The following is a 14,468-nucleotide window of genomic DNA, read 5'->3' on the forward strand; positions in this document are numbered from 1 at the left end:
TTGGGAAGAGGCGGGCAGGGCGCTTCAGCGCGCCGTGTCGACGAGCACCAGCTCGGTGTCGGCCAGGGCCGTCACACGGAAGCTGTCCACATCGCTGATGGCGGCGCCGTCGCGCTCCTGCAGCGTCACGCCGTCGATCTGCACCGAGCCGCTGGCCGGCACCAGGTAGCCCAGGCGATCACGGCCGATGCGGTACTCCGTGCTCTCGCCGGCCTTCAGCGTGGCGCCCAGCACCCGGGCGGCGGTGCGGATGGGCAGGGCGTCCTCGTCGCCGGGCAGGCCGCTGGCCAGGGCCACGAAGCTGCCCGAGCGCTCGCCCTTGGGGAAGGGCTTGGCACCCCAGGACGGGGGCTGCTGGCCGCGCTCGTCGGGCATGATCCAGATCTGGAAGATCCGCGTCGTGTCCTTTTCCTGGTTGTATTCCGAGTGGCGGATGCCGGTGCCCGCGCTCATCACCTGCACATCGCCCGCTTCGGTGCGGCCCTTGTTGCCCAGGCTGTCCTGGTGGGTGATGGCGCCTTCACGGACATAGGTGATGATTTCCATGTTGGCGTGGGCATGGGGCGGGAAGCCCGTGCCGGCGGCGATGGTGTCGTCGTTCCACACCCGCAGCGCGCCCCAGCCCATGCGGGCCGGATCGTGGTAGCCGGCGAAGGAAAAGTGATGCTTGGCATCGAGCCAGCCGTGGTTGGCACCGCCAAGGGCTTGGAAGGGACGGCGTTCGATCATGGTGTTCTCCTGCTGCGTTGTGTGTTGCGATGGATGAACTTTATGTTTTGCCGATCAAGAAGAGAATAGAAAATATGCAAAGACATCTATTCCAAAACTTTCATGCCAAGACTTCCTGACCTCGAAGCCTGGGCCGTCTTCGCCAAGGTGGCCGAAACGGGCTCCTTCGCCAAGGCCGCCGCCGACCTGGGCGTCTCCCAGCCCACCATCTCCAAGGCCATCACGCGGCTGGAGACGCGGCTCAAGACCAGCCTGTTCCACCGCACCTCGCGGCGCATGTCGCTGACGGCCAGCGGCCAGGCCTCGCTGGAGCGCGCCGCGCGCATCCTGGCCGAGGGCGAGGCCGTGGAGGCCGAGATCAGCGAACAGTCCAAAAGCCTGCGCGGCCCCATCCGCATTGCGGCGCCCATGTCGTTCGGCATCTCGCACCTGGCGCCGGCCGTGCCCGCCTTCATGGCCGAGCACCCGGAAGTCACGCTGGACCTGCACTTCAGCGACGAGCTGATCGACGTCGTGGCCCAGGGCTTCGACATCGCGCTGCGCATCTCCTCGCTGCCCGACTCCAGCCTGCTGGCGCGGCGCCTGTGCACGGTGCGCCTGCTGCTGGTGGGATCACCCGAATACTTCGAGCGCCACGGCCGCCCCTCCCATCCGCGCGAGCTGGCGCAGCACCGGGCGCTGCGCTATGTGCACAGCCGCCTGGGCGAGGCCTGGCGCTTCGTGCATGCGCGCCGCGGCGAGTTCGCCCAGGTCGTTCCCACGGCCATGCGCGTGAACAATGCCGAGGGCCTGGCGCCGGCCCTGCGCGCCGGGCTGGGCCTGGCCCTGCAGCCCGAGTTCCTGGCCTGGGAAGATTTGCAATCGGGTGCGCTGCAGACCTGCATGGACGACTGGCAGGTGCCCTCCATCGCCCTGCACATCGTCACGCCACCCGGGCGCGCCCGGCCGGCGCGCGTGCAGGCGCTGATCGATTTCCTGGCTGCGCACTTCGCGCTGGCGCCCTGGGCGCGTGAGCCGCAGGCGTAGATCGCAAAAAGGGGAGGGCTTCGGTGGGAGGGCTTCGGCCTCAGCTGGCCCAGGAGGCCGGCAGCAACTGCAGCAGCACCACCGTCATCACCACATAGCGCAGGAACTTGCCGATGGCCATGTAGAACACGCAGGGCCAGAACGGCAGCCGCAGCCAGCCGGCCACGGCGCACAGCGGATCGCCCACCACGGGCAGCCAGCTCAGCAGGCAGGCCTTGGCGCCCAGGCGGCGCAGCCACACGCGGGCGCGGCGCTCGTGGCGTGACAGGGCGCGGGGCGGCTTGGCCCGCAGATCCTCGGGCAGTCCGGCGCGCCGCCGCTCGCGGGCCGCGCGCCAGGCCTTGTGCGCACCCAGGCCCATCCACCAGCTGATGGCGCCGCCCAGCGTATTGCCGGCCGTGGCCACGAAGACCGTCTGCCAGAACAGATCGGGGTTGAGCTGCAGCAGGCCGACCACCGCAGGCTCGGAGCCCAGCGGCAGCAGCGTGGCCGAGATCAGGGCCACGATGAACACGGTGCTGAGGCCGAACTGCGGCAGCGCCAGCCAGCTCAGCAATTGATGCATCCAGAATTCCATAGGTGCTGCCAAGTGTAGGTCTGCGCTGGCTGACGCCTTGTCGGCCTGAAGCTATCGTGGAACCCGTTCCAGAACCACAAGCACAGGGGGCGTCATGCAGACAGGGCGGATTGCAGGATGGGCGGGATGCGCGGCATTGGGAATGGCAGCAGCCGGCTTGGCCGGCTGCGCTGCGTTGCAGCCATCGCCAGGCAAGGACACCACCGTGGTGGCACAGGCCGCTGTCCAGGCGCCGCCAGCCCAGGCTGCACCGCCCTCGGCCTGGGGCAAGGCGCTGCAGGCCAAGGGCTGCACCCTGCCGGACCCGGCCGTGGGCGACAGGCTGGAGCAGCTGCAGCGCGAGCTGGAGCCGCTGGGCCTGGAGCCGCGTCTTCAAGGCTGCGTGAGCCAGGCCGGGTCCGAGCCCGGCCCGGCACTGGTGCTGGACGCCTGGGTGACCGACGGGCGCAAGGCCATGGCCGTGGTGCGCGGCCCGCTGGCCGACGGCGAGGCGCTGGACCTGGGACTGGAGGCTGGGCTGCAGACAGCTGGGCCGCAGACAGCCGGGCAGCCGAAAGCCGGGCTGCAGAAGGTCGGCCTGCGCCCCATGCCCGACGACCAGGTCTCTCCCGACGTGCAATTCAACCGCCGCTGGTGGCAGGGCCGGCTCGGTGCCTACGGGCTGCAGGCCGTTCCGGGCCAGGTGCGCACCTTCGTGCCCACACCATGAAAACTGCGCACTGTCTTGTTTTCGCTGCTTGGCCGTCTTGACGGCCCGGTTTTAGCCCTGCTGAAAATTTGGGCAGGTACAATCTTGGTCCTTTGTTGCCGCCCGTTTTGTGCTCGGCGCGCGCGTTTTCTCCGGCTTTTCCGATGTCCTCCCCACCCCTGTCCATAGGCCCCCATGCCCTGGCCAATCGCCTGTTCGTCGCCCCCATGGCCGGGGTGACGGATCGGCCGTTCCGCCAGCTGTGCAAGGCCCTGGGCGCGGGCTACGCGGTCAGCGAGATGGTGACATCGCGCAAGGACCTGTGGAACAGCCTCAAGACCTCGCGCCGCGCCAACCATGAAGGCGAGCCCGGCCCCATCGCGGTGCAGATCGCGGGCACGGACGCCGAGATGATGGCCGAGGCCGCGCGCTACAACCTGGACCGCGGCGCCCAGATCATCGACATCAACATGGGCTGCCCGGCCAAGAAGGTCTGCAACAAATGGGCCGGCTCGGCCCTGATGCAGAACGAGGCCCTGGCCGTGGAGATTGCCCAGGCTGTGGTAGAGGCCTGTGCCCCGCACGGCGTGCCCGTCACGCTGAAGATGCGCACCGGCTGGTGCGACGCGCACAGGAACGCCGTGGTGCTGGCCCGCCGCTTCGAGGAGGTGGGCATACAGATGCTCACCGTGCACGGCCGCACGCGCGAGCAGGGTTACAAGGGCTTTGCCGAGTACGACACCATCGCTGCCGTCAAGGCGGCGGTGCGCGTGCCGGTGGTGGCCAATGGCGACATCACCAGCCCCGAGAAGGCGCGCGACGTGCTCGCCTACACGGACGCCGATGCCGTGATGATCGGCCGCGCGGCCCAGGGCCGGCCGTGGATCTTCCGCGAGATCGCGCACTTCATGGCCACGGGCGAGCACATGGCCCCGCCGCTGGTGGCCGAACTGCGCCGGCTCCTGCTGGACCACCTGCAGGACCACTACAGCCTGTACGGCGAGGGCACCGGCGTGCGCAGCGCGCGCAAGCACATCGCCTGGTACCTGCGCAGCCTGCCGGGCGGTGAAGCATTCAGACAACACATCAACACCATCGAGGACTGCGCGGTGCAATGGCAGGCCGTGGCCGACTATCTGGACGCCCTGGGCGCACAGATGGACCGGATACCGGCCGCCATCGATGCCGGCGCCACAAGCGCCGAATTCGGAGAGCCCGCAGGAATGACAGTATGAGCAACCAGAACATCGAACAATGCGTGCGTGAAAGCCTGGAGGGGTATTTTCGCGATCTCGACGGCGAAAAGCCCAACGGCATGTACGACATGCTGATCCACCTGGTCGAAAAGCCGCTGCTGGAAGTGGTGATGACCCAGGCCGACAACAACCAGTCCCGCGCTGCCGACTGGCTGGGCCTGAACCGCAACACGCTGCGCAAGAAGCTGCTCGAGCACGACATGCTCTGAGCGGCACGAATCTCCATTTCTTCAAACTCCCTGCACTGACGCCCATGAACGCCCTGCTCTCCGTCTCTGACAAGACCGGTATCGTCGAATTCGCCCAAGGCCTGCACGCCCTGGGCATCAAGCTGCTGTCCACCGGCGGCACCGCCAAGCTGCTGGCCGAGGCCGGCCTGCCCGTGACCGAGGTGGCCGAAGTCACCCAGTTCCCCGAAATGCTGGACGGCCGCGTCAAGACCCTGCACCCCAAGGTCCACGGCGGCCTGCTGGCGCGCCGCGAGCTGCCCGCCCACATGGCGGCCCTCAAGGAGCACGGCATCGACACCATCGACCTGCTGGTGGTGAACCTCTACCCCTTCGAGGCCACCGTGGCCAAGGCCGGCTGCACGCTGGCCGACGCCATCGAGAACATCGACATCGGCGGCCCGGCCATGGTGCGCTCTGCCGCCAAGAACTGGGCCGACGTGGGCGTGATCACCGACGCCGGCCAGTACGAGGCCGTGCTGGGTGAACTCAAGGCCAACGGAAAGCTGTCCGACAAGCTGCGCTTTGCGCTGTCCGTGGCCGCCTTCAACCGCATCGCCCAGTACGACGGCGCCATCAGCGACTACCTGTCCAGCGTGAAGTTCGAGGACGAGAAGCTCTCCGAAACCTACGTGCCCGAGCGCAGCCCCTTCCCCGGCCAGAGCAACGGCCACTTCACCAAGGTGCAGGACCTGCGCTACGGCGAAAACAGCCACCAGCAGGCCGCCCTGTACCGCGACCTGTATCCGGCTCCCGGCTCCCTGGTCACGGGCGAGCAGCTGCAGGGCAAGGAGCTGTCGTACAACAACATCGCCGACGCCGACGCCGCCTGGGAATGCGTCAAGAGCTTCGAGCAGCCCGCCTGCGTGATCGTCAAGCACGCCAACCCCTGCGGCGTGGCCGTGGGCAAGGACGCGCACGAAGCCTATGCCAAGGCCTTCCAGACCGACCCCACCAGCGCCTTCGGCGGCATCATCGCCTTCAACCGCACGGTGGACAAGGCAGCGGCCGAGGCCGTGGTCAAGCAGTTCGTCGAGGTGCTGATGGCCCCCGACTTCACGGCCGAGGCGCTGGAAATCTTCAAGCCCAAGGTCAATGTGCGCCTGATGAAGATCGCCCTGCCTGCCGGTGGAGAGCGCGCCTGGGACCAGGGCCGCAACGCCATGGACGCCAAGCGCGTCGGCTCGGGCCTGCTGCTGCAGACCGCCGACAACCATGAGCTGGCCCTGGCCGACCTCAAGGTCGTCACCGTCAAGCAGCCTACCCCCGAAGAACTGCAGGACCTGCTGTTCGCCTGGAAGGTCGCCAAGTACGTCAAGAGCAATGCCATCGTGTTCTGCAAGAACGGCATGACCATGGGCGTGGGCGCAGGCCAGATGAGCCGCCTGGACTCGGCACGCATCGCCTCCATCAAGGCCGAGGCCGCCAAGCTGAGCCTGCAGGGCACGGTCGTGGCCAGCGATGCCTTCTTCCCCTTCCGCGACGGCCTGGACGTGGTCGTTGACGCAGGCGCCACCTGCGTGGCCCAGCCCGGCGGCTCCATGCGCGACCAGGAAGTCATTGACGCCGCCAACGAGCGCGGCGTCGCCATGGTCTTCACCGGCGTGCGCCACTTCCGCCACTGATGGCCGGCCAACTGCCTCCTGACGCAGACGACGAGGGCGACGACGCCCCCCACCGGCCCCGCTGGCTGGGCTGGGCGCTCGTGGTCTTCATGCTGCTGGTGGCGCTGGGTGTCTTCAACATCGGCTGGCGCATCATGCGCGGGCCGGCTGTCGGGGCCACCACGGCGGCGGCCAATGCGGCACCGGCCGCCGCTGCCGTGACAGCCGACGCGCAGCTGGCCGCCGGCAAGGCCCTGGTGGAAGGCAATGACTGCCTGCGCTGCCACGGCATGGTGCGCCACTACGTGGGCCCGTCCTTCCAGCAGATCGCCGAGCGCTACCGGGCCCGCGAAGATGCCGCCGACTACCTGGCGCGCAAGATCCGCGAGGGCGGGGCCGGCGAATGGGGCCGCGCCATCATGCCGCGCCACCCGCACCTCGATACGGCGCAATCCCTGCAGATGGCGGCCTGGCTGCTGTCCCTCCCCTCTCCCGAGCCCGGGAAGTCCTGACCATGTCCCGCCTGTTCACCGCCCCTGACGGCCGGCCGCGCTGCCACTGGTGCGCCGCCACGGACAACTACCTGGCCTACCACGACCGTGAATGGGGCTTTCCCGTCACCGACGACCGGCGCCTGTTCGAGAAGCTCAGCCTCGAAGGCTTCCAGTCCGGCCTGAGCTGGCTGACCATCCTCAACAAGCGCGAGAACTTCCGCGCGGCCTTTGCGGGCTTCGACTTCCACCAGGTCGCGCGCTTCACCGAAGACGACGTGCTGCGGCTGCTGGGCGATGCGGGCATCGTGCGGCATCGCGGCAAGATCGAGGCCGTGATCAACAACGCGCAGCGGGCGCTGGAGATGGTGGAGGCGCAAGGCTCGCTGTCGGCCTTCTTCTGGCGCCATGCGCCTGCACCCGTGACCGGTGGCGGGCCCGTGTCCGAGACGGCCGAGTCCCGGGCGCTGTCCAAGGAGCTGAAGAAGCTCGGGTGGAAGTTCGTGGGGCCTACGACTGTCTACTCGTTCATGCAGGCCATGGGGTTGGTCAATGACCATGCTTTGGGGTGTGTGGTGAGGGGTGAGGTGGAGCGGGCGCGGGGGGCGTTTCTGCTTGGTGCTTGAGCTGAGGTCTGGTTTTTGACCCTGCCGGGTGGTTGTTTTTCGAGGCCGGGTTTCGGCCCGGCGGCCGACCTCCTTTTCTTTGATTCGTCAAAGAAAAGGAGGCAAAAGAAAGACGACCCGAATGTCCGCGACCCCTTCGCTTCGCTGCGGGGCCACCTGCGTCGGGCCGCCTGCGGGGTTCGCCGTGAAACTCACTTCGCGCTGCGCGCTACGTTCAAACAATCACGGCGAGTCAGATGACGAGGCAGTCCTGTCCTTCGGCAGGACTGCAACCCCGCAGGCGGCCCGACGCAGGCGCTGACATACGGGGAGTGGGGGCGGGCCGTCGCTGCGCTCGGCCTGGTTTTGAAAACATCCAGCTACTACACTTGCGGGAGGCCGAAAGGCCCGGTGTGTCGAAGCATCTTTTCAACAGCGTTTGTGACCCCCAGCGAAAAGTGGGGTTCTGTTGTACCCAGATTTCTGGGGCTGGCGCGTTCGTGCGCGCAAGTAGGAGCCAAGACATGCACCCTCTCATCGCCGCTCAGGCGGCCCATTCCCCACCACCTTTTCTTCCCACCTGGCAGCAGGCCATGCATGCTTCGCTGGGCCTGGTGCACAGCACGCTGCAGCAGTTGATTGAACTGATGGTCGACGATCCCGACAGGGACGACAGTGAAATCGATGTGGACTGCGTCGTGGAGCTGGCGCTGGAACACATCAAGCGCATGAGTGTCCAGCAGCACGCGGACCGCTATGCCTTCGAGGTGGAATGGGTCAAGGCAACGGCGGCGCTGCGGCTGGCGCAGGGCGCCTTCGGGCGGCCGCAGTCACGCTTTGGCCTGCGGCTCAAGGATGCCATCCAGCAGCTGGAGATGCTGCCGGAGCTGGTGGAGTTCGTGGACCAGGGCGACGACGAGTGATGTGACCTGCACGCCAGCGCCGGGGTACGGCGTTGGTGGCGTTGGCGTGCAAGGGAAGATATCTGCGGATATCAGAGCGTCTTGAACACTTCGCGCGCGGCTTCGATGGTTTTGTCGATGTCCGCGTCCGTGTGCGCGGCGCTCACGAAGCCGGCCTCGTACAGGGCGGGCGCGAAGTAGTGGCCGCGCTCCAGCATGCCGTGGAAGAAGCGGTTGAAGCGGGCGCCATCGGTCTTCATGACCTCGGTCCAGGTGCTGGGCAGCTCGGGCAGCAGGTAGAAGCCGAACAGGCCGCCCTGGTGGTCCACGCTGAAGGGCACGCCGGCGGCGTCGGCCTCGGCCTTGAAGCCGGCCATCAGGCGGCCGGTCTTCGCGTGCAGGGCGTCGTGGAAGCCCGGCTCGCTGATCAGCTCCAGCGTCTTGAGGCCGCAGGCCGTGGCAATGGGGTTGCCCGACAGCGTACCGGCCTGGTAGACCGGGCCCAGGGGCGAGAGCTTTTCCATGATCTCGCGGCGCGCGCCGAAGGCCGCCATGGGCATGCCGCCGCCGATGACCTTGCCCAGCACGGTGATGTCGGGCGCAAAGCCTTCGATCTGCTGGGCGTACAGGCTCTGGGCGCTGCCCAGGGCCACGCGAAAGCCGGTCATCACCTCGTCGTAGACCATCAGCGCGCCATGCTCGCGCGTGAGTTCGCGGATGCGGCGCGTGAAGGGCACGCTGGCGCGCACGAAGTTCATGTTGCCGGCAATGGGCTCCATGATCACGCAGGCGATCTGGTCGCCGAACTGGGCGAAGGCCTCCTCGAGCTGGCCCACGTCGTTGTATTCCAGCACCACGGTGTCCTTGACCACGTCCTGCGGCACGCCGGCCGAGGAGGAGGCGCCAAAGGTCGCCAGGCCCGAGCCGGCCTTGACCAGCAGCGCGTCGGCATGGCCGTGGTAGCAGCCGTTGAACTTGATGATCTTGTTGCGGCCCGTGAAGCCGCGCGCCAGGCGCAGCGCGCTCATGCCGGCCTCGGTGCCCGAGCTGACCATGCGCACCATGTCCATGGAGGGCATGAGCGAGAGGATCTTCTCGGCCAGCACGACCTCGCGCTCCGTGGGTGCGCCGAAGGAGAAGCCTTCCAGTGCGGCGGCCTGCACGGCGGCCATCACCTCGGGGTGGCCGTGGCCCAGGATCATCGGACCCCAGGAGCCGATGTAGTCGGTGAACTGCTGGGCGTTCTCGTCCCAGAAATGCGCGCCCTGGGCACGGCGCACGAAGCGCGGCGTGCCGCCCACGGCGTTGAAGGCGCGCACGGGTGAATTCACGCCGCCGGGGATCACGGCCTTGGCGCGTTCGAACAGGGGAATATTCAGGTCAGTGGTCATAGTGCAGGAGTCTGCCATGTGCGGGGTACAAGCCAGAGGCGCCAAGCAAGGGCGCAGCCGCTCAGGGGGCGGCCTGCCTCAATGCTTGGTGTCATGGGGCGGCATCACGAAGCCTTCGATGGCCTGGGTGTCGGCGTCAAGCTCGGTGAGCGGCTCGGCCGCCTCGGCGTCTTCGTCCTCGGGCTCAGGCTGGGCCCAGAACATGCGGTCCGGGATGAAGTGGCCCATGCCGGGGCGAAAGCCGCTGTCCAGGCTGCGGTCCAGGTACTCCAGCGCCTCCTGCGTGGCCAGCCCCAGGTCGTTGCCGCTGGCCACCAGGGCCGCCAGCGCGGCCGACAGGGTGTCGCCCGAGCCGGTGAACGTGGCGTCGAACATCTCGTACTTGCTGTTGCCCAGCACGGACTGCGCCGTGGCCAGCACGTTGTCCACGAACTGGTCGGGCAGGGGGATGCCGGTGACCAGCACGTAGGGCACTTCCAGGGCCTCGGCCGCCATGGCGATGTCGCGCGCCGTGGGGCTGCGGCTGTTGCTCCAGTCGGGCAGCAGCCAGCGGCACAGCGTACTGTGGCTTCCAACCAACACCGAGGTTTGCGGCAGCACAAGCTCCTTGAGCGCGTCCATGTACTGGTCGAGCGGGTCTTCCTCCCACCACGACAGGTCCGGCATGTAGCAGACGATGGGGATGTCGGGATAGTCGGAAGCTATCTCGGCGATCGCCGCCAGGTTGCCCGGGCTGCCCACGAAGCCGACCTTGATGGCGGATACGGGTATGTCCTCCAGCACGGCGCGCGCCTGCTCGGCCACGGCCTCGTCGTCAAAGGGAAAATGCTCGAAGATCTTGGCCGAATCGCGTGCGTAGGCACCCGTGACCACGGGCAGCGGATGACCGCCGACCGAGGCGATGGTGGCGATGTCGGCCGACAGGCCACCTGCTCCGCTGGGGTCGCTGGCGTTGAAGACCAGCACGCATACGGGAGCGGTTTCGTCCACCAATTCGGTGTCGGGACTGGGGGAGTTGGAGGGGTTCAATGCCATGGCTCAGCCCAGTTTGCGCCCCGCCAGCGAAGGCCGTGGCGGGTGGTTATGACTAGATACAATCGTTGCATTCTATGTGAAGGCCCTTTAAGCTGTGACCGACCCTAAAACTTGGATGTGCTTGATCTGCGGGTGGATCTATGACGAGGCGCAAGGCTGCCCCGAGCATGGCATCGCACCCCAGACGCGTTGGGATGACGTGCCCATGAATTGGACCTGTCCCGAATGCGGTGCACGTAAAGAAGACTTTGAGATGGTCGAAATCTGAGCGCGGGACCACCCGCGCCGACTCATACATTTCCGGGAGGTTTCTCAGTGACGACATCGGGCGCACCCTTGCGCGTACTCGTGGTGGATGACAGCAATACCATCCGCCGCAGCGCAGAAATCTTCCTCAAACAGGGCGGGCACGAAGTGCTCCTGGCCGACGACGGCTTCGACGCACTGTCCAAAGTCAACGACTATCAGCCCCAGCTGATCTTCTGCGACATCCTCATGCCCAAGCTGGACGGCTACCAGACCTGCGCCATCATCAAGCGCAACGCGCGCTTCTCCGATACGCCCGTGGTCATGCTCTCGTCCAAGGACGGCGTATTCGACAAGGCGCGCGGGCGCATGGTGGGCTGCCAGGACTACCTCACGAAACCCTTCACCAAAGACCAGCTGCTGCAGGCCGTGGAGCAGTTCGGCAAGCAAACCATAGGAGCACTTTGATGCCCATCCGCAAAGTCCTGGTCGTGGACGATTCCAAGACCGAACTGATGTTTCTGTCCGACATGCTGCAAAAGCAGGGACTGCAGGTACGTACGGCCGAGAACGGCGAAGAGGCCCTGCGCAGCCTGGCCGAAGACCGGCCCGACCTGATCCTGATGGACGTGGTCATGCCCGGCCAGAACGGCTTTCAGCTCACGCGCGCCATCACGCGCGACCCGCTGTACGCGGACCTGCCCATCATCATGTGCACCAGCAAGAACCAGGAAACCGACCGGGTCTGGGGCATGCGCCAGGGCGCGCGTGACTACATCACCAAGCCGGTGGATGCAGGCGAGCTGCAGGCCAAGATCGCGGCGCTGAACTGACGCGGTGCGCTGGCCATGGCGAACCGTGAAGCACTGCGCGATCTGCAATCCCGTCTGGCCGGCCGTCTCCAGGCCGCACGCAGCGAAGGCGTCAAGGTGGCGGCCTGGCTGGCCGTCCAGGCCGGCGGGCGCAACTACCTGATGCCGCTGGGCCAGTCCGGCGAGATCTTTCCCTGGGCCGGCGTACAGCCCGTGCCCTATACAAAGCCCTGGTTCCTGGGCATTGCCAACCTGCGCGGCACCCTGGCCGGGGTGATCGACCTGGCCAGCCTGCTGGGCCATGGCGTGGCGCGCAGCGAACCGGCGCTGGCCGAGTCCAGCCTGCTGGCCTTCAATGCCGCGCTGGAAGTGAACGCCTCCCTGCTGGTGGACCGCCTGCAGGGCCTGCGCAGCGCCGACGCCTTTGTGCGCACCGAGCCCGCGCCCGAGCAATCCCCCGCCTTTTTCGGCCCCGTGCATATCGATGAAGCGGGCCACCGCTGGCAGGAGCTGCAATTGCAGCGCCTGTCCCAAACCTCCGAGTTTCTGAGCATTCGCGCCTGAGTTTCTGAAGGTCGTCCCATGTCATTCTTGCAACGTCTTGCAAATCGCTTCCAACGCAAGCCGGCCGACTCCGGCTCGGGCGCGGACAACAGCATGCTCGGAGACACCGTCTCCCAGGATATGTACGCACTCGATGCGTCCATGACCGTGCAGGGCGCGCCCGACGCCATGCCGGGCGATGCCGGCGCAGTCCTGGACCAGGAAACGGTGGTCCTGCCGCTGCTGGGCCGCGCGCCTGCCGCGCGCCACCAGCGCACGCTGTCCACGCTGCTGGGCGTTTCCGTGCTGGCTCTGGTGCTGGCGGCGGCATGGGCTCTGCGCCAGGCGGACGGCTCGGCGCAGCAGCTGGCCGCCACCGGCCAGGCCCTGATGCAGTCGCAGCGCCTTGCCAAGTCGGTGTCGCAGGCGCTGACCGGCGCGGCACCTTCGTTTGCGGACGTGCAAGACAGTGCGGGCGTGCTGGCGCGCAACGTGCGCGCCCTCACCTCGGGCGATGACTCCATGGGCGTGCGCCCGCTGGGCGGCGCCTACGCCGACGAGCTGGGCCAGATCATGCCGCTGATGGAGCGCGCCGAGCAAAGCGCCAAGGTGGTGATGGAGCAAAAGCAGATCCTGACCCAGGTCGGCGACGCGCTGCGCACCATCAACCGCCAGTCCTCGGACCTGCTGGAGATCGCCGAAACCATCTCCTCGCTCAAGCTGCAGCAGGGCGCCAGCCCCGCCGAGATCTCGGCCGCAGGCCAGCTGGTGATGTTGACCCAGCGTATCGGCAAGTCGGCCAACGAATTCCAGACCGCCGAAGGCGTGAGCCCCGAGGCCGTGTTCCTGCTGGGCAAGGACTTGAACTCGTTCAAGGAAATCTCCGAAAGCCTGCTGGGCGGCAGCAGCGAACTGCGCCTGCCCCCCACGCGCGACGCCCAGACCCGCGAGCAGATCGAGGCACTGATCAAGCTCTACGAAGAGACCCGCACCGAGGCCAGCGCCATTCTGGGCAACCTGCAGGGCCTGGTCTCCGCCCGCGAGGCACAGACCGCCATCAATGCCGACAGCGAACCGCTGCGCCGCCAGCTGGAAGACCTGCAGACCAAGCTGCAAAGCGGCGCCGGCATCGGCTCGCTGCCCATGGGCCTGCTGGCCCTGGCCACCGTGCTGGTGCTGCTGTGCGGCGTGGGCCTGTCCCGCGTGCAGCTGCTCGACAGCCGCCTGCGCCAGGAAGCTGCCGAACGCCGCCAGGAAGAGTCGCGCGTGCAGGAGCATGAAGCCAAGCGCATCAACGACGCCAACCAGGCCGCCATTTTGCGTTTGATGAACGAGTTGCAGTCGGTGGCCGAGGGCGATCTGACGCAGGAAGCGACCGTGACCGAGGACATCACCGGCGCCATCGCCGACTCGGTGAACTACACGGTGGAAGAGTTGCGCGCCCTGGTGGGCAGCGTGCAGAACACGGCAACGCGCGTGGCGCAGACCACGGCCGAGGTGGATGCCAACTCCACCGAGCTGCTGGCCGCGTCGACCGAGCAGCTGCGCGAGATCCGCGAAACCGGCCGCTCCGTGCTGGACATGGCCGGCCGCATCAACGAGGTCTCCACCCAGGCGCAGGAATCTGCCCAGGTGGCGCGCCAGTCGCTGGAAGCTGCCGACCTGGGCCTGAAGGCCGTGCAGAACGCCATCGGCGGCATGAACTCCATCCGCGACCAGATCCAGGAAACCTCCAAGCGCATCAAGCGGCTGGGCGAATCCTCGCAGGAGATCGGCGAAATCACCGAGCTGATTTCCGACATTACCGAGCAGACCAACGTGCTGGCGCTGAACGCCGCCATCCAGGCCGCATCGGCCGGTGAAGCCGGTCGCGGCTTCTCGGTGGTGGCCGAAGAAGTGCAGCGCCTGGCCGAACGCTCGGCCGACGCGACGCGCCAGATCGCGGCGCTGGTGAAGGCGATTCAGACCGACACCCAGGATGCCGTGGCCGCCATGGAGCGCTCCACCCAGGGTGTGGTCGAGGGGGCCCGCCTGTCCGACTCCGCCGGCACCGCGCTGACCGAGATCGACTCCGTGTCGCGCCATCTGGCCGAGCTGATCGAGCTGATCTCCTCGTCCACCTCGCGCGAAGCCGTTCTGGCCAACGACGTGGCCGAGAACATCCAGCACATTTTCGCGGTGACCGAGCAGACGGGCGAAGGTACGCGCACCACGGCACAGCAGGTGCGCGAACTCTCGCACATGGCCGAGGAACTGCGCCAGTCGGTGGCGCGTTTCAAGATTGCCTGACCCGGTCCAACATAGCTATGCACAGGCCCTAGGGGCTTGGGGAACTG

Annotated in this window: 17 protein-coding genes; 13 read left to right on the forward strand and 4 right to left on the reverse strand. The window is 67.2% G+C overall.

What is annotated here, in order from left to right:
• Nucleotides 1–24: 24 nt before the first annotated feature.
• Nucleotides 25–729, reverse strand: coding sequence for a pirin family protein (locus tag INR38_RS11285; protein WP_012203489.1), 705 nt, complete (start codon nt 727–729; stop codon nt 25–27).
• Between the two features lie 102 nt (nt 730–831).
• Between INR38_RS11285 and INR38_RS11290 the strand changes: the two genes are divergently transcribed.
• Nucleotides 832–1,755 carry a LysR family transcriptional regulator gene (locus INR38_RS11290; protein WP_063327170.1) on the forward strand — a complete coding sequence of 308 codons (924 nt, stop codon included), beginning with the start codon at nt 832–834 and terminating at the stop codon, nt 1,753–1,755.
• A 40-nt stretch (nt 1,756–1,795) separates the two neighbouring features.
• On the opposite strand, the gene INR38_RS11295 is transcribed toward INR38_RS11290, so the two are convergent.
• Complete coding sequence (locus INR38_RS11295) at nt 1,796–2,320, reverse strand: YqaA family protein (RefSeq protein ID WP_043780881.1); 525 nt, start codon at nt 2,318–2,320, stop codon at nt 1,796–1,798.
• 106 nt (nt 2,321–2,426) lie between these two features.
• Here INR38_RS11295 and INR38_RS11300 point away from each other — a divergent pair, with 106 nt between their 5' ends.
• The 7 genes from INR38_RS11300 (at nt 2,427) to INR38_RS11330 (ending at nt 8,126) form a co-directional block, all read left to right on the forward strand.
• On the forward strand, nt 2,427–3,041 hold the full coding sequence (locus INR38_RS11300) for a hypothetical protein (RefSeq protein WP_207443373.1): 615 nt from the start codon (nt 2,427–2,429) through the stop codon (nt 3,039–3,041).
• Between the two features lie 143 nt (nt 3,042–3,184).
• Nucleotides 3,185–4,255 (forward strand): tRNA dihydrouridine synthase DusB, encoded by a 1,071-nt coding sequence (gene dusB / locus INR38_RS11305; protein WP_207443372.1) that lies wholly within the window; start codon nt 3,185–3,187, stop codon nt 4,253–4,255.
• The gene (locus INR38_RS11310; RefSeq protein ID WP_013804037.1) at nt 4,252–4,485 is read left to right on the forward strand and encodes a Fis family transcriptional regulator; all 234 of its coding nucleotides are present in this window, start codon (nt 4,252–4,254) and stop codon (nt 4,483–4,485) included. The genes dusB and INR38_RS11310 overlap by 4 nt, the downstream gene beginning before the upstream one ends.
• A 44-nt stretch (nt 4,486–4,529) precedes the next feature.
• On the forward strand, nt 4,530–6,128 hold the full coding sequence (gene purH / locus INR38_RS11315; protein ID WP_034390602.1) for a bifunctional phosphoribosylaminoimidazolecarboxamide formyltransferase/IMP cyclohydrolase: 1,599 nt from the start codon (nt 4,530–4,532) through the stop codon (nt 6,126–6,128).
• On the forward strand, nt 6,128–6,619 hold the full coding sequence (locus INR38_RS11320; RefSeq protein ID WP_207443371.1) for a c-type cytochrome: 492 nt from the start codon (nt 6,128–6,130) through the stop codon (nt 6,617–6,619). The genes purH and INR38_RS11320 overlap by 1 nt, the downstream gene beginning before the upstream one ends.
• Nucleotides 6,620–6,621: 2 nt before the next feature.
• Nucleotides 6,622–7,224, forward strand: coding sequence for a DNA-3-methyladenine glycosylase I (locus INR38_RS11325; RefSeq protein ID WP_141830133.1), 603 nt, complete (start codon nt 6,622–6,624; stop codon nt 7,222–7,224).
• A gap of 503 nt (nt 7,225–7,727) precedes the next feature.
• Nucleotides 7,728–8,126 (forward strand): hypothetical protein, encoded by a 399-nt coding sequence (locus tag INR38_RS11330; RefSeq protein ID WP_207443370.1) that lies wholly within the window; start codon nt 7,728–7,730, stop codon nt 8,124–8,126.
• A gap of 71 nt (nt 8,127–8,197) precedes the next feature.
• Here the strand turns inward: INR38_RS11330 and hemL are convergent, their stop codons facing one another.
• Both hemL and INR38_RS11340 read right to left on the reverse strand, forming a co-directional pair.
• A complete protein-coding gene (gene hemL / locus INR38_RS11335) occupies nt 8,198–9,496 on the reverse strand; it encodes a glutamate-1-semialdehyde 2,1-aminomutase (protein ID WP_013804032.1) in 1,299 nt (432 codons plus the stop codon).
• A gap of 78 nt (nt 9,497–9,574) precedes the next feature.
• Complete coding sequence (locus INR38_RS11340) at nt 9,575–10,531, reverse strand: bifunctional hydroxymethylpyrimidine kinase/phosphomethylpyrimidine kinase (RefSeq protein WP_012203499.1); 957 nt, start codon at nt 10,529–10,531, stop codon at nt 9,575–9,577.
• A 115-nt stretch (nt 10,532–10,646) separates the two neighbouring features.
• Here INR38_RS11340 and INR38_RS11345 point away from each other — a divergent pair, with 115 nt between their 5' ends.
• From INR38_RS11345 to INR38_RS11365, 5 genes are read left to right on the forward strand one after another with little or no spacing between them, the layout of a single operon-like run.
• Nucleotides 10,647–10,799, forward strand: coding sequence for a rubredoxin (locus tag INR38_RS11345; RefSeq protein ID WP_013804031.1), 153 nt, complete (start codon nt 10,647–10,649; stop codon nt 10,797–10,799).
• Nucleotides 10,800–10,846: 47 nt separating this feature from the next.
• On the forward strand, nt 10,847–11,245 hold the full coding sequence (locus tag INR38_RS11350; protein WP_012203501.1) for a response regulator: 399 nt from the start codon (nt 10,847–10,849) through the stop codon (nt 11,243–11,245).
• Complete coding sequence (locus INR38_RS11355) at nt 11,245–11,610, forward strand: response regulator (protein ID WP_013804030.1); 366 nt, start codon at nt 11,245–11,247, stop codon at nt 11,608–11,610. Before INR38_RS11350 ends, INR38_RS11355 begins: the two co-directional genes overlap by 1 nt.
• A 15-nt stretch (nt 11,611–11,625) precedes the next feature.
• On the forward strand, nt 11,626–12,153 hold the full coding sequence (locus INR38_RS11360; RefSeq protein WP_012203503.1) for a chemotaxis protein CheW: 528 nt from the start codon (nt 11,626–11,628) through the stop codon (nt 12,151–12,153).
• 18 nt (nt 12,154–12,171) lie between these two features.
• On the forward strand, nt 12,172–14,421 hold the full coding sequence (locus INR38_RS11365; RefSeq protein WP_012203504.1) for a methyl-accepting chemotaxis protein: 2,250 nt from the start codon (nt 12,172–12,174) through the stop codon (nt 14,419–14,421).
• Nucleotides 14,422–14,468: the final 47 nt, after the last annotated feature.

It is taken from the genome of Delftia sp. SD018 (assembly GCF_017355445.1).
GTDB classification, from domain to species: domain Bacteria; phylum Pseudomonadota; class Gammaproteobacteria; order Burkholderiales; family Burkholderiaceae_C; genus Comamonas; species Comamonas acidovorans.

Excerpts from the sequence above, each read along its gene's own strand:
- dusB (WP_207443372.1), top strand. The coding sequence starts at position 3,185 with ATGTCCTCCCCACCCCTGTCCATAGGCCCCCATGCCCTGGCCAATCGC.
- INR38_RS11330 (WP_207443370.1), top strand. The coding sequence starts at position 7,728 with ATGCACCCTCTCATCGCCGCTCAGGCGGCCCATTCCCCACCACCTTTT.
- INR38_RS11355 (WP_013804030.1), top strand. The coding sequence starts at position 11,245 with ATGCCCATCCGCAAAGTCCTGGTCGTGGACGATTCCAAGACCGAACTG.
- INR38_RS11310 (WP_013804037.1), top strand. The coding sequence starts at position 4,252 with ATGAGCAACCAGAACATCGAACAATGCGTGCGTGAAAGCCTGGAGGGG.
- INR38_RS11365 (WP_012203504.1), top strand. The coding sequence starts at position 12,172 with ATGTCATTCTTGCAACGTCTTGCAAATCGCTTCCAACGCAAGCCGGCC.
- INR38_RS11325 (WP_141830133.1), top strand. The coding sequence starts at position 6,622 with ATGTCCCGCCTGTTCACCGCCCCTGACGGCCGGCCGCGCTGCCACTGG.
- INR38_RS11360 (WP_012203503.1), top strand. The coding sequence starts at position 11,626 with ATGGCGAACCGTGAAGCACTGCGCGATCTGCAATCCCGTCTGGCCGGC.
- hemL (WP_013804032.1), bottom strand. The coding sequence starts at position 9,496 with ATGACCACTGACCTGAATATTCCCCTGTTCGAACGCGCCAAGGCCGTG.
- INR38_RS11300 (WP_207443373.1), top strand. The coding sequence starts at position 2,427 with ATGCAGACAGGGCGGATTGCAGGATGGGCGGGATGCGCGGCATTGGGA.
- INR38_RS11345 (WP_013804031.1), top strand. The coding sequence starts at position 10,647 with ATGTGCTTGATCTGCGGGTGGATCTATGACGAGGCGCAAGGCTGCCCC.
- INR38_RS11285 (WP_012203489.1), bottom strand. The coding sequence starts at position 729 with ATGATCGAACGCCGTCCCTTCCAAGCCCTTGGCGGTGCCAACCACGGC.
- INR38_RS11295 (WP_043780881.1), bottom strand. The coding sequence starts at position 2,320 with ATGCATCAATTGCTGAGCTGGCTGGCGCTGCCGCAGTTCGGCCTCAGC.
- INR38_RS11290 (WP_063327170.1), top strand. The coding sequence starts at position 832 with ATGCCAAGACTTCCTGACCTCGAAGCCTGGGCCGTCTTCGCCAAGGTG.
- purH (WP_034390602.1), top strand. The coding sequence starts at position 4,530 with ATGAACGCCCTGCTCTCCGTCTCTGACAAGACCGGTATCGTCGAATTC.
- INR38_RS11320 (WP_207443371.1), top strand. The coding sequence starts at position 6,128 with ATGGCCGGCCAACTGCCTCCTGACGCAGACGACGAGGGCGACGACGCC.
- INR38_RS11340 (WP_012203499.1), bottom strand. The coding sequence starts at position 10,531 with ATGGCATTGAACCCCTCCAACTCCCCCAGTCCCGACACCGAATTGGTG.